Here is a 19,734-nt window from a genome sequence, read left to right on the forward strand (position 1 = left end):
CCATGTCCATCCTGATCGACAAGAACACCAAGGTCATCTGCCAGGGTTTCACCGGCAAGAACGGCACCTTCCACTCCGAGCAGGCGATCGCCTATGGCACGCAGATGGTCGGCGGCACATCGCCCGGCAAGGGCGGTTCGCTTCATCTCGGCCTGCCCGTCTTCGACAGCGTGTTCGAGGCGAAGGCGAAGACCGGCGCCACGGCGTCCGTCGTCTATGTGCCGCCTCCGGGCGCGGCGGACGCGATTTGCGAGGCGATCGACGCCGAGATTCCGCTGATCATCTGCATCACCGAGGGCATTCCGGTGCTCGACATGGTCAAGGTCAAGCGTTCGCTCTCGGGCTCCAAGTCGCGCCTGATCGGGCCAAACTGCCCGGGCGTCGTGACCGCGGGCGAGAGCAAGATCGGCATCATGCCGGCCAACATCTTCAAGCCGGGCTCGGTCGGCATCGTCTCGCGCTCCGGCACGCTGACCTATGAGGCGGTGTTCCAGACCACGCGCGAAGGCCTCGGCCAGACCACCGCCGTCGGCATCGGCGGCGATCCGGTCAAGGGCACCGAGTTCATCGACATGCTGGAGATGTTCCTGGCCGACGACGCGACCAAGTCGATCGTGATGATCGGCGAGATCGGCGGGTCGGCCGAGGAAGATGCGGCCCAGTTCATCAAGGACGAGGCCAAGCGCGGTCGCAAGAAGCCGATGGTCGGCTTCATCGCCGGTCGCACGGCGCCTCCGGGCCGCCGCATGGGCCATGCGGGCGCGATCATCTCGGGCGGCAAGGGCGGCGCCGAGGACAAGATCGCGGCCATGGAAGCGGCCGGCATCCGGGTCTCGCCCTCGCCGGCGCGCCTTGGAAAGACCTTGGTCGAGGTGTTGAAGGGCTGAGGCAAGGCAGGGGCGTCATGGTCGGGTGTGACCCGGCCATTTTGCCCCGCCGGACCTCCTAAAAGATGCTCGGCCTTGGGCCGAGCATGACGGCAAGACGAAGCGGCAGGTAGGAAGGCAGGACGACATCATGGCTCGCCAGGACATCAACGAGGCTCTCGCGCAGACGGGTTTCCTCTATGGCGGCAACGCGGCCTATATCGAGGATCTCTATGCCCGCTACCAGGCCGATCCCAAGTCGGTCGACGAGCAGTGGCAGGGCTTCTTCGCCGGGCTGAAGGATGAGGGCTCGGCCATCATCCAGAACGCCAAGGGCGCTTCCTGGAAGAAGCCCAACTGGCCCATCGTCGCCAACGGCGATCTGGTCTCCGCCCTGGACGGCAACTGGGCCGTGGTCGAGAAGGTCGTCTCCGACAAGCTCAAGGGCAAGGCCCAGGCCGCCGGCGCGACGATCTCGGCCTCCGACGTGCAGCAGGCGACGCGCGATTCCGTGCGCGCGATCATGCTGATCCGGGCCTACCGCATGCGCGGCCATCTCCATGCCAAGCTCGATCCGCTCGGCATCGAGCAGGTCAAGGACCCTGAAGAGCTGTCACCGGCCGCCTTTGGCTTCACCGAGGCCGACCTCGACCGCAAGGTCTTCATCGACAACGTGCTCGGCATGGAGTTCGCCACCATCCGCGAGATGGTTGCGGTGCTCCAGCGGACCTATTGCAGCACGGTCGGCATCGAATTCATGCACATCTCCGACCCCGAGCAGAAGGCCTGGCTGCAGGGCCGGATCGAGGGGCCCGACAAGGAGATCGCCTTCACCAAGGAAGGCAAGAAGGCGATTCTGAACAAGCTCGTCGAGGCCGAGGGCTTCGAGAAGTTCATCGATCTGAAGTACACCGGCACCAAGCGCTTCGGTCTCGATGGCGGCGAGGCGCTGATCCCGGCGCTGGAGCAGATCATCAAGCGCGGCGGCGCGCTGGGCGTGCGCGACATCGTCTTCGGCATGGCGCATCGCGGCCGCCTCAACGTGCTGACGCAGGTGCTGGGCAAGCCGCATCGCGCGCTGTTCCACGAGTTCAAGGGCGGTTCTTTCGCGCCCGACGACGTCGAAGGCTCGGGCGACGTGAAGTACCATCTCGGTGCCTCGTCGGACCGCGAGTTCGACGGCAACAACGTCCACGTCTCGCTGACCGCCAACCCGTCGCATCTTGAGATCGTCGATCCCGTCGTGCTCGGCAAGGTCCGCGCCAAGCAGGACCAGTTCGGCGACATCGTCGAGCGTTCCAAGGTGCTGCCGCTGCTGCTGCATGGCGATGCGGCCTTCGCCGGCCAGGGCGTCGTGGCCGAGTGCCTCGGCCTGTCCGGGCTGAAGGGCCACCGCACCGGCGGCTCGATCCATTTCATCATCAACAACCAGATCGGCTTCACGACCTATCCGCGCTATTCGCGCTCGTCGCCCTATCCGTCCGATGTGGCGAAGATGGTCGAGGCCCCGGTCTTCCATGTGAACGGTGACGATCCGGAAGCGGTGGTCTTCGCCGCCAAGGTCGCGATCGAGTTCCGGCAGAAGTTCCACAAGCCGGTCGTGGTCGACATGTTCTGCTATCGCCGCTTCGGCCATAACGAGGGCGACGAGCCGGGCTTCACCCAGCCGCTGATGTATCGCAAGATTCGCGCTCACAAGACGACTCTGGAGCTGTATTCGGCCAAGCTCGAGGCCGAGGGCGTGATCAAGCCTGGTGAGGTCGACGAAGTTCGTGCGGCCTGGAAGGCGAAGCTCGAGGTCGAGTTCGAGGCCGGCCAGGCGTTCAAGCCGAACAAGGCCGACTGGCTCGACGGCCGCTGGGCCGGCATGAAGGCGATCCGCGCCGACGAGGACGACCCGCGCCGCGGCGCGACCGGGGTCGATGCCGCCGTGCTGAAGGAGATCACCGAGAAGATCACCTCGGTTCCGCCGGGATTCAACGTCCACAAGACGATCCAGCGCTTCCTCGACAACCGCCGCAAGGCGGTCGAGACCGGCAAGGGCATCGACTGGGCGACCGCGGAGTCGCTGGCTTTCGGCTCGCTTTTGCTCGACGGCAATCCGGTGCGCCTCTCGGGGCAGGATTGCGAGCGTGGCACCTTCTCGCAGCGCCACTCGGTGCTGATCGATCAGGAGACGGAAGCCCGCCACACCTCGCTGAACCATATCCGCGACGACCAGTCCCGCTACGAGGTCATCAACTCGATGCTCTCGGAGGAGGCGGTGCTCGGCTTCGAGTATGGCTACACCCTGTCGGAGCCGAACGCACTGACCTGCTGGGAAGCGCAGTTCGGCGACTTCGCCAACGGCGCTCAGGTCGTGTTCGACCAGTTCATCTCGTCGGGCGAGCGCAAGTGGCTGCGCATGTCGGGCCTCGTCTGCCTGCTGCCGCATGGCTATGAAGGCCAGGGGCCGGAGCATTCCTCGGCCCGGCTGGAGCGCTTCCTGCAGATGTGCGCCGAGGACAACATGCAGGTGGCGAACTGCTCGACGCCGGCGAGCTACTTCCACATCCTGCGCCGCCAGCTCAAGCGCGACTTCCGCAAGCCGCTGATCCTGATGACGCCGAAGTCGCTGCTGCGCCACAAGCGCTGCGTCTCCGACCTCAGCGAACTGGCCGAGGGCTCAACCTTCCACCGCGTGCTGCATGACGACGCCGAGCGCGGCAACTCGACGACCAAGCTGGTCAGGGATTCGAAGATCCGCCGCGTCGTGCTCTGCTCGGGCAAGGTCTATTTCGACCTGCTGGAGGAGCGCGAGAAGCGCGGCATCGACGACGTCTACCTGATGCGCGTCGAGCAGCTCTATCCGTTCCCGCTGAAGTCGCTGGCGCAGGAGCTGTCGCGCTTCAAGGGCGCCGATGTGGTCTGGTGCCAGGAGGAGCCGAAGAACATGGGCTCCTGGACCTTCGTCGAGCCCTATCTCGAATGGGTGCTGGGCCATGCCGGCTCGAAGCCGAAGCGTCCGCGCTATGTCGGCCGCCCGGCCTCGGCCGCGACCGCGACCGGCCTGATGTCGAAGCATCTCGCCCAGCTCAACGCCTTCCTGGACGAGGCCTTCGCGGGCTGATCTCCGGGCATCCGAACGCCAGACTAAGACACGAAACAGAGGCCTGACATGGCGACCGAAATCCGCGTACCCACCCTCGGCGAATCCGTCTCCGAGGCGACCATCGGCAAGTGGTTCAAGAAGCCGGGCGACGCCGTGAAGGCCGACGAGCCTTTGGTCGAGCTCGAGACCGACAAGGTGACGCTCGAGGTCAATGCACCGGCGGCCGGCGTGCTTGGCGAGATCGTCGCCAAGGAAGGCGATACGGTCGGGGTCAGCGCATTGCTGGGGATGATCTCGGCCGGCGACGGCAAGGCTGCCGCTCCGGCTGCCAAGGCCGAGGAGAAGAAGGCGGATACGGCTGTGGCCCAGGCCGCTGGCAAAGCCGGCGAGGCGACCGCCGCCGCCGCCGAAAAGAAGACTGGCGAGGTCGCCGGCGACACCCAGATCAAGCCCGCGACCAAGGCCGCCGATTCCGGCCCGGCCGTCTCGCGCCTGGCGGCCGAGAGCGGGGTCGATCCCTCGACCGCCAATGCCTCGGGCAAGGATGGTCGCGTCACCAAGGGCGACATGCTGGCTGCGATCGCGACCGGCCCGGCCGTGGCCGCCTCGGCGCCGGCCGCTCCCGTGCAGGTCCGCGCACCGTCGGTTGCCGACGACGCCTCGCGCGAAGAGCGCGTCCGCATGACCAAGCTGCGCCAGACCATCGCGCGCCGCCTCAAGGAAGCCCAGTCCACCGCGGCGATGCTGACCACCTTCAACGAGGTGGACATGTCGGCGGTGATGGCCCTGCGCAACCAGTACAAGGACGTGTTCGAGAAGAAGCACGGCGTGAAGCTCGGCTTCATGGGCTTCTTCGTGAAGGCCTGCGTCCAGGCGCTGAAGGACGTGCCTTCGGTCAATGCCGAGATCGACGGCACCGACATCATCTACAAGAACTATTATCACATCGCGGTGGCGGTCGGGACCGACAAGGGCTTGGTCGTGCCGGTGGTGCGCGATGCCGATGCGCTCTCGATCGCTGGCGTCGAGAAAGAGATCGGCGCGCTCGGCAAGAAGGCCCGCGACGGCGCCCTCAAGATCGAGGACATGCAGGGCGGCACCTTCACGATCTCGAATGGCGGTGTCTACGGCTCGCTGATGTCGACGCCGATCCTGAACGCGCCGCAGTCGGCGATCCTCGGCATGCACAAGATCCAGGAGCGCCCGATGGTCGTCGGCGGCCAGATCGTGATCCGCCCGATGATGTATCTCGCGGTCAGCTACGACCACCGCATCATCGACGGCAAGGAGGCGGTGACCTTCCTCGTCCGCATCAAGGAGGCGCTGGAGGACCCGGCGCGACTCGTCCTGGATCTCTGATCGCGTCTGACGCGATCGGCTTTGCCGTCATGCCCGGGCCTGCCCCTGGCATCCACGACTTTCCTTCCTTCCGGCCGTCGAAGACGTGGATGGTCGCGACATGCCCGACCGTGACGGGCGCTGAGAGGCTTTAGTGATGTCCTACGATCTCGTCGTCATCGGAACCGGCCCCGGCGGCTATGTCTGCGCCATCCGCGCCGCCCAGCTCGGCCTCAAGGTCGCCGTCGTCGAGAAGCGCAAGACCCATGGCGGCACCTGCCTGAATGTCGGCTGCATCCCGTCCAAGGCACTGCTGCATGCCTCCGAGATGTTCGAGGAGGCATCGCATACCTTCCCGAGCCTCGGCGTCGTGGTCGGCAAGCCCAAGCTCGATCTGAAGCAGATGCTGGTCCACAAGCAGGAGACGGTCGACGCCAACGTCAACGGCGTCGCCTTCCTGCTGAAAAAGAACAAGATCGAGGCTTTCACGGGCATTGCCAGCATTCCGTCTGCCGGCAAGGTCGTGGTCACGGCCGCGGACGGCAAGACGCAGGAACTCGAGACGAAGAGCATCGTCATCGCCACCGGCTCCGAGGCCACCGGCCTGCCGGGCGTGGAGATCGACGAGAAGACCGTCGTGACCTCGACCGGCGCGCTGGAGCTGACCGCCGTGCCGAAGGAACTGGTCGTCGTCGGCGCCGGCGTGATCGGGCTCGAGATCGGCTCGGTCTGGAGCCGGCTTGGCGCCAAGGTCACGGTCGTCGAATATCTCGACCGCATTCTGCCGGGTATGGACGAGGAGATCGCCAAGCAGTTCAACCGCATCCTGCAGAAGCAGGGCTTCGAGTTCATCCTCGGCTCGAAGGTGACCAAGGTCGAGACCGGCAAGAAGGGCGCGACCGTCACGGTCGAGCCGGCCGCAGGCGGCGAGGCGAAGACGCTCTCGGCCGATATCGTGTTGGTCGCGATCGGCCGCCGGCCGAACACGGATGGGCTCGGGCTCGATGCGGCCGGTGTCGCGACCGAGCGCGGACGCGTCGTCATCGACGATCACTTCAAGACCAATGTCGCCGGCATCTACGCCATCGGCGACGTGGTGCGCGGGCCGATGCTGGCGCACAAGGCCGAAGACGAGGGCGTCGCCGTGGCCGAGATCATCGCCGGCAAGGCCGGCCATGTGAACTACGGCGCAATTCCGGGCATCGTCTACACGGCGCCGGAAGTCGCAGCGATCGGCAAGACCGAGGAAGACCTCAAGGCCGCGGGCGTCGCCTACAAGGTCGGCAAGTTCCCGTTCACGGCGAATGGCCGCGCCCGTGCCATCCGCCACACCGACGGTTTCGTGAAGGTCCTGGCGGATGCCGCGACCGACCGCGTGCTCGGCTGCCACATCATTGGCCCCCATGCCGGCGATCTCATCGCTGAAGTCACGGTTCTGATGGAGTTCGGCGGTTCGTCGGAGGACCTCGCCCGCACCTGCCACGCCCACCCGACGCTGTCGGAAGCGGTCAAGGAAGCGGCGATGGCGGTGGAGAAGCGCCAGATCCATATGTGATCGGGCTGCGACGTCATTCTCGGGCTATGCGAAGCATCGACCCGAGAAACTCTTCCGGGAAAAGCGCCTTCCCGTCCTGAGATGGTCGGGTCAAGCCCGACCATGACGGATTAGCTGCCGCGCCGCGCCTTGAACGCAGTCAGCGTGTTGCGCAGCAGGCAGGCGATGGTCATCGGGCCGACGCCGCCCGGCACCGGCGTGATCGCGCCCGCGACCGTGACGGCCTCTGCGAAATCGACGTCGCCTGCAAGCTTGCCGTCCGGCATGCGGTTGATGCCGACATCGATGACGGTGGCGCCCGGCTTGATCCAGTCGGCCTTGACGAAAGCGGGGCGGCCGACGGCCGCGACGACGATGTCGGCGCGGCGCACCACGGCCGGAAGGTCGCGCGTGCGGGAATGGGTGATAGTCACGGTGCAATCGGCCTGGAGCAGCAGTTGCGCCATGGGCCGGCCGACGAGTTCGGAGCGGCCGATCACCACTGCCTCCAGGCCTGACAGCGAGGGCAGGACCCGCTTCAGCAGCAGCATCGAGCCGAGCGGCGTGCAGGGGACGAGCAGATTCTCTCCGCTTGCCTTGCCGCCGGCGAGGCGCCCGGCATTGATCGGGTGCAGGCCATCGACATCCTTGGCCGGGTCGATGGCGTCGATGATGGCGTCGGTGTCGAGATGCTTCGGCAAGGGCAACTGCACCAGGATGCCGTCGACCGCGTCGTCCGCATTGAGTTCGGCGAGCTTCGCCAGCAGGTCAGCCTGGCTGGTGTCCGCCGGCAGGCGATGGGCGACCGAGTTCATGCCGGTCTCGGCGGCGAGCTTTTCCTTGGAAGCGACATAGACGCGGCTCGCCGGATCGTCGCCGACGAGGACGACGTGCAGGCCGGGCACGAGGCCGCGCGCGGCCTTGATGGCGGCGACCTCGGATGCGATCCCGGCGCGCAGTTCGGCGGCGATGGCCTTTCCATCGATCAGGGTGGCCTGCGACATGGGGCGTCTCCATCGGCGGGGAGCCGCCCTCATGCGCGATCGGCGGGCGCACGACAAGTCCGGATGCGACGCCTGCTGTCGCAGCTGCGTCGCCCGCTTGCCCGCATCCGTGGCGGCCGGTATCGATCGTGCATGAGGCTGCGTGCATAAGCCTGCCGCTGGAGACACCGACCCCGTGACGACCGGTTTCGCAGCGATGCCTTCCTCGGCCAGCTATCGCCTGACCCGTGCCCGCGCTCCGCTGTGCCTCGTCGATGCGGGAGGCCTCGCGGCCGACCGTGACGGACTCGCATTGATCGATATCGCGGTGGAGGCGGGGCGGATCGCCTCGATCCTGCCTGCCGGTACGGGGACGCTGGCTGACGGGCCGGCACTCGATCTCGATGGCGGCATCGTGCTGCCGCGCCTCGTCGATGCCCATGTCCATCTCGACAAGGGCCATATCTGGCCGCGCCGGCGCAATCCGGACGGAAGCTTCATGGGCGCGCTGAACAGCGTCATGGCCGACCGCGAGGCGAACTGGTCGGCCACCGACGTGCGGGCCCGGATGGATTTCGGCCTGCGCTGTGCCTTCGCCCATGGCACGGCGGCGGTCCGGACCCATATCGATTCGCTCGGCAAGCAGATCGGCATCTCCTGGCCCGTGCTGGCGGAGCTCAGGGCGGAATGGGCGGGGCGCATCGCGATCCAGGCCTCGCCGCTGTTCGGCATCCAGTTCGCGCTCGACCAAAGCCATGTCCGCGACGTCGTGGCTGCGGTGAAAACCCATGGCGACGGGCTCTTCGGCTGCGTCAGTTACATGATCCCGGAACTCGACGCAGCGCTCGATATCGTTTTCAGCACCGCGATCGAGAACGGCTTCGATCTCGATTTCCATGTCGACGAGACCAATGATCCGCAGGCGCGCTCGCTGGAGAACATCGCCGATGCCGCGATCCGGCATCGCTTCACGGGCAGGATACTGGCGGGGCATTGCTGCTCGCTCGCCGTGCAGGAGCCCGAGGCCGAGGCGCGCATCATCGCCAAGGTCAGGGAGGCCGGGATCGCGGTGGTCTCGCTGCCGATGTGCAACATGTATCTGCAGGACCGTGCGCCCGGCCGCACGCCGCGTTGGCGCGGCGTCACCGCGCTGCACGAGCTGAAGGCGGCAGGCGTGCCGGTGATGATCGCGTCTGACAACACGCGTGATCCGTTCTACGCTTATGGCGATCTCGACCTGATCGAGGTGCTGCGCGAGGGCACGCGCATCCTCCAGCTCGACCATACCGGGAACGACTGGGCCAATGCGGTGGCGCGCACGCCCTCCGCGATCATGGGGCAGGAAGGCAGGGGCGTGCTCTCGCCCGCCGGGCCAGCCGATCTGATCTTGACGCGCGCGCGCGACTGGACCGAGTTCTTCGCGCGCCCGCAGGCCAACCGCAGCGTCCTGGTCGACGGGCGCGCCATCGACACGACGCTGCCGGACCATCGCGAACTCGATCATCTGATGGGCGGGCGGTCGTGATGTCGACCTCGCCTGCCATCCTGCGTCGTCATGGTCGGCCTTGTGCCGGCCATCCACGCCTTCCTCCGGCGACGGCGGTGTTCAAGACGTGGATGCTCGGCACAAGGCCGACCATGACGGCAGAGGCCAGCTATCCATGACCAGCCGCTACGACATAGCTGCCCTCAAGGCCTGGCTCTCCGGCATTCGCACGGAGGAAAATCCTGCGCTGGTGAAGCAGAAGAGCCGCGACTTCTTCTGGTATTCGCCGGTGCTGAAGCGCCAGCTTGACCATGTCACCGCCGATATCGTCGTCGCGCCGACGAGCGAGGCGCAGGTGCTGGAGACGCTCGCCGCCTGCCATGCGCTCGGAATTCCCGTCACGCCGCGCGGCACCGGGACGGGCAATTACGGCCAGGCGATGCCGCTTTCGGGCGGCGTGCTGCTCGATCTGTCCGGCTTCAACAAGGTCATCGAGATCGGCCATGGCCGCTATGTCGCCGAGCCCGGCGCGGTGATGGCGCGGATCGACGAGGAGACGCGAGCCCATTCGCGGCAGGAGCTCAGGCTCCACCCCTCGACCTATCAGACCGCCTCGATCGGCGGCTTCATCGCCGGCGGCTCGGGCGGTGTCGGGTCGATCAAATGGGGTGGCCTGCGCGACTGGGGCAACATCGTCCGCCTCAAGGTCGCGACGATGGAGGCCAGCCCGCGCATCCTCGAACTCGCCGGCGAGGATTTGCACAAGGTCGCCCACGCCTACGGCACCAACGGCATCGTCACGCAGGTCGAGATGCCGCTGGCGCCGGCCTATGACTGGGTCGACGTCATCGTCGGCTTTCCCAGCCTGCGGGCGGCGGCCGAATTCGCCAATCAGCTCGGCGAGCAGGACGGTCTGGCGCTGAAGAACCTCTGCGTCGTGGCTGCGCCGGCGCCGCACGACTATTTCCTGCGCCATCGCAAATTCCTGCCGCGGGAGAGCCATCTGGTGATCGTGATGGTCGCCGATTTCGCGGTCGAGTCGCTGTTGGCTTATGCGCGCCGGTTCAGGGGAGCGGAGCTGCTGCTGCGCTCGGACAGGCTTTCAGCCGAAGATGCCAAGGGCCTGCCGCCGGCTTACGAACTCGGCTGGAACCACACGACGCTGCGGGCGCTCAGGGTCGACCCTGCTATCACCTATCTGCAGGTGCTCTACCCGTTCCCGAACCAGATCGAGCTGATCGACCGAATTCATGCCCGTTTCGGCGACGAGGTCGTCTGCCATCTCGAGTTCGTCCGTTTCGACGGCAAGGTTACCTGCTTCGGCCTGCCGCTGGTGCGCTTCACCACGGAGGAGCGGCTGGACGAGATCGTGGCGATCCATGAGGAGATGGGTGCGCCGATCTTCAACCCGCATCGCTACACGCTGGAAGAGGGCGGCATGAAGCAGACCGACGAGGCGCAGCTCGCCTTCAAGCGCGAGGCCGACCCGCAGGGGCTGCTCAACCCCGGCAAGATGATCGCCTGGGAGGACCCGTCCTATGACTGTCGGGCGGGCGGCACCTTCCTGTTCCGCAGTCTGTCGGAAGCCGGGGTCGGCTAAGCATGCGTGTCCTCGTGCTCTACGCCCACCCCAATCCCGAGAGTTTCGGCGCGGCGCTGCACGATGCGGTCGTCGCGGGCCTGCGCGCGGCCGGTCACGAGGTCGATGACTGCGACCTTTATGCGGAGGGCTTCGACGCCGTTTTGAGCCGCGAGGAGCGCGTCGGCTATCATGACCTCGACAACAACACGCGCCCGGTTGCCGGCCATGTCGCGCGGCTGCAGGCCGCGGAGGCACTGGTACTGTGTTTCCCGGTGTGGAATTTCGGCTATCCGGCGATCCTCAAGGGCTTCTTCGACCGCGTCTTCCTGCCCGGCATTTCGTTCAAGCTGGTCGATGGCAAGGTCAGGCCCAATCTCTGGAACATCCGCAAGCTAGCGGCGGTGACGACCTATGGCGGCTCGCGCTGGCGAGCTTTGTTGATGGGCGATCCGCCGCGCAAGCTGTTTGGCCGTGTGCTGCGGGCGGTCTGCCATCCGACCGTGCGACCGCGCTATCTGGCGCATTACGACATGAACCGCGCCACGCCGGAAACCCGTGCCGATTTCCTGCGGTCGGTCGCGGAAAAGATGCGCGCACTGTGACAGCGGGCCTATGATTGTCATCACGCTGTCATCTTGGCAGGCGAACAGGCAGCCGGCGAAGCGACTTCCTGATCCGCATAAGGATCGAGCCCAGGACCGAGCTAAGGACCGAGCGAGATGACCAAGGCACTCGAGAAGAGCGTGGGCCGGGCCTTGCTCGTCACGGCGCGGCTGCATCGTGCGCGGATGGGGGAAAGGCTGAATGCGCTCGGCCTCTTTCCCGGGCAGGAGCAGGCGCTGAAGGCCTTGCAGCCGGCGCCGATGACGATGGGCGAGCTTGCCACGCTGCTCCGGGTCAAGCCGCCGACGGTGTCCAAGACGATCGGGCGGCTGTCATTGCAGGGGCTGGTGACGCGCGAGGGGGGCGGCCGCGACGGCCGGCTGGTTCAGGTCGCGCTGACGGAGGTGGGCCACAAGACGGCCGCTGCGCTCGATGCCGTCTGGACGCAGGTCGAGGACGAACTGCTCGACAAGCTCGACGCGAAGGAGCGCAAGCAGCTCCGCAAGCTGTTGCGCAAGGCTGCGAAGGGGCTGTCGAAGGCGGGCGTCGAGGTCGACGACCCGGATGCGGATGGCGACGAGGTCGACAGCGACGCCTAGAGACCGTTTCGTGCGCTCTCCTGACGGGCGCATGGAGTGCATGCGTTCAACCACTGGTCAGGGGCGCTAAATCGGTTAAATCTGGTCCGGTCATTCTCTCCGCGCATGACGGGAACTGCCTTGCCCGCCGCCACGTCTCATCTCCCGGAGACACGCCGGTCGCGTCTGATCGCGATCGGCCTGATCTGCGGCGCCGTGCTGTTCTTTGCCCTGCTCGATGCCAGCGCAAAATGGCTGTCGGGCCATATCGACCCGATGCAGGCCGTTTTCGCGCGCTATGCCGGCAGCATGGCTCTCGTGTTGATGCTGCTCAACCCGTGGAGCCGCCCGGGCGTGCTGCGGACAAAGCGGCCCTGGCTCCAGGGCATCCGCTCGCTGCTGCTGCTGGGTTCGACGGCGCTGAACTTCGTCGCGCTCAAATATCTTCAGCTCGCGGAGACGGTCTCGATCATGTTCGCCGGGCCGCTTCTGGTCGCGCTCGTCGCAGGCCCGATGCTGGGCGAGTGGCCCGGGCCGCGCCGACTGGCGGCGATCGCGGTCGGCTTCCTCGGCGTGCTGGTGATCACGCGGCCGGGGCTGGGCGTCATGCATCCGGCGGCTTGGCTCAGCGTCTTCGGCTGCATCTGCTACAGCTTCTATGCGCTGGCGACCCGGCAGCTCGCCGCCTACGATCCCCCGGAGACGACGATGGTGTATTCCGGCGTCGCCGGCACCGTGGCCATGCTGCCGCTGATCCCGTTCGTCTGGTCGACGCCGGAGACGCCGCTGGTCTGGGCGGTGATGCTCGGCACCGGGCTGATCGGCGGCTTCGGGCACTGGCTGCTGATCCTGGCGCATCGTCTGGCGCCGGCGACCGTGCTCGCGCCGTTCATCTATTCGCAGATCGTCTGGATGATCCTGCTCGGCTGGTTCGTCTTCGGCCAGTTCCCGGATGGCTGGACCTTCGCCGGCGCAGCGATCGTGATCATATCGGGGCTCTACCTGCTCTATCGCGAGCGGGTCAGGAAGCTGCCGGACGCGGCGGCGCGGATCGACTAGAGCATCGGCCCCGCGCATCTCCTGAAAGAAATGCTCGGGGCAGGCCCGAGCCTGACGTATCGGCTCGCTCAGACCGTGACCTGGGTGCCGACCTCCACGACGCGGCCGGTCGGGATCTGGAAAAAGCTCGTCGCGTCCGTCGCGCTCTTGGTCAGCGAGATGTAGAAATTGTCCTGCCAGACCGGCATGCCCGATTGCGGCGAGGCCTTGATCGAGCGGCGCGACAGGAAGAACGAGGTCGACATGATGTCGAACTTGAAGCCCTGCTTGCGCAGGATCGCCAGCCCCTTCGGCACGTTCGGGCTCTCCATGTAGCCATAGACCATGTCGACGCGCCAGAAATCGTCGGTGATGCGCGAGAGGCGCACGCGCTCCTCGTCGGGGATGCGCGGCGTGTCGGCCGAGCGCACGGTCAGGATGACGTTGCGTTCGTGCAGCACCTTGTTGTGCTTGAGGTTGTGCAGCAGCGAGGCCGGCGCGGTCTCCGGGTCGCTGGTCAGGAAGACGGCCATGCCCTTGACCCGGTAGGGTGGGCTCTTGGAAAGCATGCCGACCAGTTCCAGCAGCGGCACGTCGGTCTTGCGGGTCTTGTCGAAGAGGATCTTGGTGCCGCGCACCCAGGTCCACATCAGGACGATCAGCACCGCCGCCATCATCACCGGCACATAGCCGCCGCTGAAGAGCTTCAGCATGTTGGCAGCGAAGAAGGCGATATCGATGACGAGGAAGGGGGTGATCACGGCGATCGTCGCCGTGAGCCCCCAGCGCCAGCCCTTCCAGATCACGATGAAGGCGAGCAGCGAATCGACCACCATCGCGCCGAAGACGGAGATGCCATAGGCGTGCGACAGGTTCGACGAGGAGCGGAAGGTCCAGACCAGCAGCAGCACGACGATCAGCAGGATCGCGTTGATGCGCGGGATGAAGATCTGACCGGAGGTCTGCTCCGAAGTGTGGCGGATCTCGAGGCGCGGCAGCAGGCCGAGCTGCACGGCCTGGCGGGTCAGCGAGAAGGCGCCGGTGATCACGGCCTGGCTGGCGATGATCGTCGCGATCGTCGCCATGATGACGAGCGGCAGGATGAAGCCCTGGGGCGCCAGCTTGTAGAACGGGTTGTCGATGGCTGTCGGGTCGGAGAGGATCAGCGCGCCCTGGCCGAGATAATTGAGCCAGAGGGCCGGAAAAACGAGCCAGATCCAGGCGCTGCGGATCGGGCCGCGGCCGAAATGGCCCATATCGGCATAGAGCGCCTCGGCGCCCGTCACCGCCAGGCAGACCGAGCCGAGCACGGCAAGCGATACGCCCGGATGATCGAAGAAGAAGCGCAGGCCCCAATAGGGGTTGATCGAGGCGAAGACGCCGAGATCGTCGGCGATGTGGTAGATGCCGAGGCCGGCCAGGGTCAGGAACCAGACCATCATCACGGGTCCGAAGAAATTCGCGACCTTCTCCGTGCCCCGGCTCTGGACCAGGAAAAGGGCGATCAGGATGCCGGAGGCGATCGAGACAACGTATTCGTCGAGCGCCGGCGTGACCAGCTTGATGCCCTCGACGGCGGAAAGGACCGAAATCGCCGGCGTGATCACCGCATCGCCATAAAACAGCGCCGCGCCGGCCATGCCGAGGAAAAGCACGACGCCGCCGCGCATCCGCCCGAGCGCGCGCTGCGCCAGCGCGACCAGCGTCAGCGTGCCGCCTTCGCCGTTGTTGTCGGCACTGAGCAGCAGCACGACATATTTCAGGGTCACGACGACGACGAGCGACCAAAGGATCAGCGACAGCACGCCGATGATGATGCCGCGCGGGATCGGTGTGTTCAGAAGCAGATCGACCGAGCCGCCATGGCCGCCCGAGGCGGCTCCGGTGGCGGCCAGGACGGTCTCTCGCAGCGCGTAGAGCGGACTCGTGCCGATGTCGCCATAGACGACGCCGAGCGCACCCAGAGCGAGCGTCGCGTAGCTGGCATGGCTGTGGCCCTGCCGGGAAGCGCCGCCGTGCCCGTCATCAAGGCCGAAACGCGAATCCTCCGGCTTCGGGGTCGGGGGATTCGTCTGGTCATGCCCCATAGGGGATCTCCGCGCGCGCTGCGATGCAGCGAAAGGCCGGGGCCTCTAACACAATGCCGAGAGCGCGCAAAGGCGCTGTCGTGCATTCAGTGCAAGGCAAGGAGGCTCACTCGGCCGCATCGGCGCGCCCGCCATAGCGCCGTGCCACATAGTCGTCGACCATCGTCTTGAACTCGGTGGCGATGCCCGGTCCGCGCAACGTCTTGACCTTCTTGCCGTCGACGAAGACGGGCGCCGTCGGTTCCTCGCCCGTTCCCGGCAGGGAAATCCCGATATCGGCATGCTTGGATTCGCCCGGGCCGTTGACGATGCAGCCCATCACCGCGACGTTCAGGCCCTCGACGCCGGGATAACGGGTCTTCCAGTCCTGCATCGAGCGGGCGATCCAGTCCTGGATGTCGCGGGCGAGTTCCTGGAAGACGGTCGAGGTGGTGCGGCCGCAGCCGGGGCAGGCCGCGACCTGAGGCACGAAGGCGCGGAAGCCCATGGTCTGGAGGAGCTCCTGCGCCGTCTTGACCTCGAGCGTGCGGTCGCCGCCGGGCTCGGGCGTCAGCGAGAAGCGGATCGTGTCGCCGATGCCCTCCTGCAGCAGGATGCCGAGCGCGGCCGAGGAGGCGACGATGCCCTTGGAACCCATGCCGGCCTCGGTCAGGCCGAGATGGATGGCGTAGTCGGACCGGCTGGCCAGCATGCGGTAGACTGTAATCAGGTCCTGCACGCCGGAGACCTTGGCGGAGAGGATGATCTTGTCCTTGCCGAGCCCGATCTCCTCGGCCCGGACCGCCGAGAGCAGAGCCGACTGCACCATCGCCTCGCGCATGATGGCGCGGGCGTCGAGCGGACGCGGCAAACGGGCGTTCTCGTCCATCAGCGCGGTCAGCAGCTCCTGATCGAGCGAACCCCAGTTGGCGCCGATGCGAACGGCCTTGCCATGCCTGATCGCGAGCTCGACGATCTGGCCGAACTGCCGGTCCTTCTTGTCCTTGAAGCCGACATTGCCGGGATTGATGCGGTATTTCGCCAGCGCCTCCGCGCAGGCCGGATGATCGGCCAGCAGCTTGTGGCCGATATAGTGGAAATCGCCGATCAGCGGCACGTCGATGCCGACACGATCGAGCCGCTCCCGGATTTTCGGCACGGCGGCGGCCGCCTCGTCGCGATCGACAGTGATGCGGACGAGCTCGGAGCCCTGACGGGCCAGCGCGGCCACCTGGGCGACGGTCCCGGCGATATCGGCGGTGTCGGTGTTCGTCATCGACTGGACGACGATCGGTGCGCCGCCGCCGACCGCGACGTGGCCGACCATGACCGGCACGGTCAGGTGACGCGCCAGCGGCCCCGAGCGCTCGGCGTCCAGGCACGGAAAGGCCCGCTCGTTCATCGGAAGCGCCCCGCTCTGACGCCGATCATGTCTGCGCGTTCCGGCAATGCTCGCAGTGGCCGACGATCTCGACAACCTGATGCGACGGAGAGAATTGCCGCGACTGGGCGATGGCGGCAACGGCTTTCTTCATGGCGGGCGAGGAATCCTCGTCGACGCCGCCGCAGGCCTCGCAGATCAGGAAGGCGACGACCTCGTCGGCGCCATGGCCATGCAGGCAAGCGATATAGGCGTTGCGCGAGGAGAGCCGGTGGACGAAGCCCTGCTCGACCAGGAAGTCGAGCGCGCGATAGATCGAGATCGGCGCGAGGCGGCGCCCGCCCACCGGCGAGATCCGGTCGGCGAGATCATAGGCGCCGACCGGGCGATGGTCGGCATGGAGCGCTTCAAGCGCCTTGGCGCGGATCGGCGTCAGGCGCAGGCCGCGCTCGCGGCAGATGCGCTCGGCCCGGGCCAGCGCCTCGGCCGCATGGGCTCTGTGGTCATGCGCGTGACGGCAGACGGCGTCGTCATGGTCGGCATGCACGTGATTGTCGTGCACGTGGAGATCTGGCTGCATTGTGGTCATGTTGCGTTGCAATGGGACATCGGGCAACGTGCCGCCTCGGCTCGATAGGGTCTCGGCGTTGCCCGTTCGGACCTGAACCTAAGCATTTTCTCATCGATTGTCAGGAGCCTTGAAGCCGATGTTCCTCAAAGACCGCGCGGCCGCCATCACGGGGTCGACCTCCGGCATCGGGCTCGCCTATGCGCGCGCCCTCGCCAAGGAAGGCGCCCATCTCGTCATCAACGGCATCATGCCCCCGGCCGAGGCCGAAACGCTGCGTGCCGAACTCGCAAACGAATTCGGCGTGAAGGTGCTGTTTTCGGCAGCCGACATGACGAAGCCGGACGAGATCGCGGGCTTCATCGCGCAGGCCGAGGCCGAATTCGGCGCGGTCGACATCCTCGTCAACAATGCCGGCATCCAGTTTGTGTCGCCGATCGACGAATTCCCGATCGCGAAATGGGACCAGATCATCGCGATCAACCTGTCCTCGGCCTTCCATACGACGCGTGCGGCGCTGCCGAAGATGAAGGAAAAGGGCTGGGGCCGGATCATCAACACGGCCTCGGCGCATGCCTTCGTCGCCTCGCCCTTCAAGTCAGCCTATGTCGCCGCCAAGCACGGTATCGCCGGTCTGACCAAGACGGTGGCGCTTGAGGTCGCGACCAGGGGCATCACCGTGAATGCGATCGCGCCGGGCTATGTCTGGACGCCGCTGGTCGAAAAGCAGATCCCCGACACGATGAAGGCGCGCGGCCTGACCAAGGAGCAGGTCATCAACGACGTGCTGCTGGACGCGCAGCCGACCAAGGAGTTCGTCACGGTCGAGCAGGTGGCGGCGCTGGCCGTGTTCCTCTGCACCGACGCGGCGAAGTCGATCACCGGCACGACGCTGCCGATGGATGGCGGCTGGACCGCAGCGTGACCGGGCGCAAGAAGGCCCCCGGCCACCTCGTCGGGCTCGCCGGTCCGAAGGCCGACAAATCGGTCTCGCTTGCCCTCCAGGGCGGCGGCGCGCATGGCGCCTTCACCTGGGGCGTGCTCGACGCGATCCTTGAGGATGGGCGGCTCGCCATCGAGGCGCTGTCGGGCACCAGCGCCGGCGCGATGAATGCCGTTGTGCTGGCCGAGGGCTGGATCGAGGGGGGCGCCGACGGGGCGCGCGGGAAACTCGAGGCCTTCTGGCGGGCGATCAGCGTCGACGGCAAATATGGCGGCTCGGAGCGCTCGCTGATCGACACGATGCTGGGTGCCTGGGGCGGTGCCAACGGTGTGCCGCCCGGGATGATCTGGTTCGAGATGTTCTCGAAGGTCGCGAGCCCCTACGACATCAATCCGCTCAACATCAACCCGCTGCGCGGCGTGATCGCCGACCTGATCGATTTCGACAAGGTCAGAGCCTGCACGGCTGTGAAGCTCTTCATCGCGGCGACGAATGTCCGCACCGGCAAGATCAGGCTGTTCAACGGACCGGAACTGTCGCCGGACCATCTTATGGCCTCGGCCTGCCTGCCGATGCTGTTCCAGGCGGTCGAGATCGGTGGGGAAGCCTATTGGGACGGCGGCTATATGGGCAATCCGGCGCTGTTCCCGCTGTTCTACGAGGCGGCAGGCGACGACATCCTGCTGGTCCAGATCAATCCGCTCCTGCGCAAGGACCTGCCGACGCGGGCGCGCGACATTCAGGACCGGCTGAACGAGATCACCTTCAACGCCTCGCTCCTGCGCGAGCTGCGCGCCATCGACTTCGTCAACCGGCTGGTCGATGGCGGCAAGCTGGCCAAGGACGAATACAAGCGCGTGCTGATGCACCGGATCGATGGTGGCCCACCGCTGGCGGAAATGACCTCGTCCTCGCGGCTCAATGCGGATTGGGATTTCCTGCTGAAACTGCGCGACATCGGCCGCGCGGCGGCACGGCGCTGGCTGAAGCGCAATTACGATGCGATCGGCAAGATCGGGACGCTCGACCTGAAGGCGGCGTTTTCGTAGAGACCACGTCGAAGCTCCGGTGGCAGCCATCCGGAGACAGTCTCAGACGCCGGCCATCGCCTTCCCCGCGCCACCGAACGGAAAGACCTCCGCGCCATGTCCAAGCTCATCGTCACTGCCGGCCCCTTCACCTTCGAGGGCAAGCTCGAACTGGAAGCCGCGCCAAAGACCTGTGCCGCCTTCCTTCGCCACCTCCCCTTCGAAAGCAAGATCGTGCATGTGCGCTGGAGCGGCGAGGGCGTCTGGATGCCGCTCGGCGATCTCGATTTCGGCGTCGGCTACGAGAACAACACGGCTTATCCGGCGCCGGGGCACGTCATCCTGTATCCCGGCGGCGTCAGCGAGACCGAGATCCTGCTCGCCTATGGCGGCGTGCAGTTCGCCAGCAAGGCCGGCGTGCTCTCGGGCAACCACTTCCTGACGCTGACCTCGGGGCTTGAAAATCTCTATGCGCTCGGACGCAAGACGCTCTGGGAAGGCGCGCAGGAGATCAAGTTCGAACTGGCTTGAGGTCCTTGGGCGCCAAACCACCGCGTCATCCCGGACGTAGCGAAGCGGAGCTCCGGGATCCATCGTAGACCGCCTGAGCCTTCCGATGGATCCCGGGGCAAGCCCGGGATGACGGGGT

Annotated in this window: 16 protein-coding genes; 12 read left to right on the plus strand and 4 right to left on the minus strand. The window is 66.3% G+C overall.

The features are described 5' to 3' along the window. The first annotated feature begins 2 nt into the window (after window positions 1–2). The 4 genes from sucD (at window position 3) to lpdA (ending at window position 6,850) form a co-directional block, all read left to right on the plus strand. On the plus strand, window positions 3–887 hold the full coding sequence (gene sucD / locus C8D03_RS13790) for a succinate--CoA ligase subunit alpha (protein WP_108046871.1): 885 nt from the start codon (window positions 3–5) through the stop codon (window positions 885–887). 130 nt (window positions 888–1,017) lie between these two features. Continuing rightward, the gene (locus C8D03_RS13795; protein ID WP_108046873.1) at window positions 1,018–3,975 is read left to right on the plus strand and encodes a 2-oxoglutarate dehydrogenase E1 component; all 2,958 of its coding nucleotides are present in this window, start codon (window positions 1,018–1,020) and stop codon (window positions 3,973–3,975) included. A gap of 48 nt (window positions 3,976–4,023) precedes the next feature. Further along, complete coding sequence (gene odhB / locus C8D03_RS13800) at window positions 4,024–5,316, plus strand: 2-oxoglutarate dehydrogenase complex dihydrolipoyllysine-residue succinyltransferase (protein ID WP_108046875.1); 1,293 nt, start codon at window positions 4,024–4,026, stop codon at window positions 5,314–5,316. Window positions 5,317–5,452: 136 nt separating this feature from the next. Next, window positions 5,453–6,850: a dihydrolipoyl dehydrogenase gene (lpdA, locus tag C8D03_RS13805; RefSeq protein WP_108046877.1), complete on the plus strand. Its 1,398-nt coding sequence runs from the start codon at window positions 5,453–5,455 to the stop codon at window positions 6,848–6,850. 110 nt (window positions 6,851–6,960) lie between these two features. Here lpdA and folD read toward each other — a convergent pair whose 3' ends face one another. After that, window positions 6,961–7,833, minus strand: coding sequence for a bifunctional methylenetetrahydrofolate dehydrogenase/methenyltetrahydrofolate cyclohydrolase FolD (gene folD, locus C8D03_RS13810; protein ID WP_108046879.1), 873 nt, complete (start codon window positions 7,831–7,833; stop codon window positions 6,961–6,963). A gap of 175 nt (window positions 7,834–8,008) precedes the next feature. Here folD and C8D03_RS13815 point away from each other — a divergent pair, with 175 nt between their 5' ends. The 5 genes from C8D03_RS13815 to C8D03_RS13835 all read left to right on the plus strand — a co-directional run bounded on the left by C8D03_RS13815 (window position 8,009) and on the right by C8D03_RS13835 (window position 13,120). After that, window positions 8,009–9,337, plus strand: a complete 1,329-nt coding sequence (locus C8D03_RS13815) for a cytosine deaminase (protein ID WP_248308464.1) — start codon at window positions 8,009–8,011, stop codon at window positions 9,335–9,337. A 136-nt stretch (window positions 9,338–9,473) separates the two neighbouring features. Then, window positions 9,474–10,898, plus strand: a complete 1,425-nt coding sequence (locus C8D03_RS13820) for an FAD-binding oxidoreductase (protein WP_108046884.1) — start codon at window positions 9,474–9,476, stop codon at window positions 10,896–10,898. Window positions 10,899–10,900: 2 nt separating this feature from the next. After that, entirely contained in the window at window positions 10,901–11,482 is a 582-nt protein-coding gene (locus C8D03_RS13825) for an NAD(P)H-dependent oxidoreductase (protein ID WP_108046886.1), read from the plus strand. Between the two features lie 117 nt (window positions 11,483–11,599). Continuing rightward, window positions 11,600–12,082 carry a MarR family winged helix-turn-helix transcriptional regulator gene (locus C8D03_RS13830; RefSeq protein WP_108046888.1) on the plus strand — a complete coding sequence of 161 codons (483 nt, stop codon included), beginning with the start codon at window positions 11,600–11,602 and terminating at the stop codon, window positions 12,080–12,082. Between the two features lie 120 nt (window positions 12,083–12,202). Continuing rightward, window positions 12,203–13,120 (plus strand): DMT family transporter, encoded by a 918-nt coding sequence (locus C8D03_RS13835; RefSeq protein ID WP_248308465.1) that lies wholly within the window; start codon window positions 12,203–12,205, stop codon window positions 13,118–13,120. Between the two features lie 68 nt (window positions 13,121–13,188). Here C8D03_RS13835 and C8D03_RS13840 read toward each other — a convergent pair whose 3' ends face one another. The 3 genes from C8D03_RS13840 to C8D03_RS13850 all read right to left on the minus strand — a co-directional run bounded on the left by C8D03_RS13840 (window position 13,189) and on the right by C8D03_RS13850 (window position 17,108). After that, window positions 13,189–15,186, minus strand: a complete 1,998-nt coding sequence (locus tag C8D03_RS13840; protein ID WP_108046892.1) for a potassium transporter Kup — start codon at window positions 15,184–15,186, stop codon at window positions 13,189–13,191. Between the two features lie 106 nt (window positions 15,187–15,292). Continuing rightward, window positions 15,293–16,567 (minus strand): flavodoxin-dependent (E)-4-hydroxy-3-methylbut-2-enyl-diphosphate synthase, encoded by a 1,275-nt coding sequence (gene ispG / locus C8D03_RS13845; RefSeq protein WP_108046894.1) that lies wholly within the window; start codon window positions 16,565–16,567, stop codon window positions 15,293–15,295. Between the two features lie 25 nt (window positions 16,568–16,592). Beyond that, the gene (locus C8D03_RS13850) at window positions 16,593–17,108 is read right to left on the minus strand and encodes a Fur family transcriptional regulator (protein ID WP_248308466.1); all 516 of its coding nucleotides are present in this window, start codon (window positions 17,106–17,108) and stop codon (window positions 16,593–16,595) included. Window positions 17,109–17,253: 145 nt separating this feature from the next. Here C8D03_RS13850 and C8D03_RS13855 point away from each other — a divergent pair, with 145 nt between their 5' ends. The 3 genes from C8D03_RS13855 (at window position 17,254) to C8D03_RS13865 (ending at window position 19,616) form a co-directional block, all read left to right on the plus strand. After that, complete coding sequence (locus tag C8D03_RS13855) at window positions 17,254–18,039, plus strand: 3-hydroxybutyrate dehydrogenase (RefSeq protein ID WP_108046898.1); 786 nt, start codon at window positions 17,254–17,256, stop codon at window positions 18,037–18,039. Beyond that, window positions 18,036–19,106, plus strand: coding sequence for a patatin-like phospholipase family protein (locus C8D03_RS13860; RefSeq protein WP_108046900.1), 1,071 nt, complete (start codon window positions 18,036–18,038; stop codon window positions 19,104–19,106). The genes C8D03_RS13855 and C8D03_RS13860 overlap by 4 nt, the downstream gene beginning before the upstream one ends. A gap of 96 nt (window positions 19,107–19,202) precedes the next feature. Continuing rightward, entirely contained in the window at window positions 19,203–19,616 is a 414-nt protein-coding gene (locus tag C8D03_RS13865) for a DUF3830 family protein (RefSeq protein ID WP_108046902.1), read from the plus strand. Window positions 19,617–19,734: the final 118 nt, after the last annotated feature.

Source organism: Bosea sp. 124, from assembly GCF_003046175.1.
GTDB lineage: Bacteria > Pseudomonadota > Alphaproteobacteria > Rhizobiales > Beijerinckiaceae > Allobosea.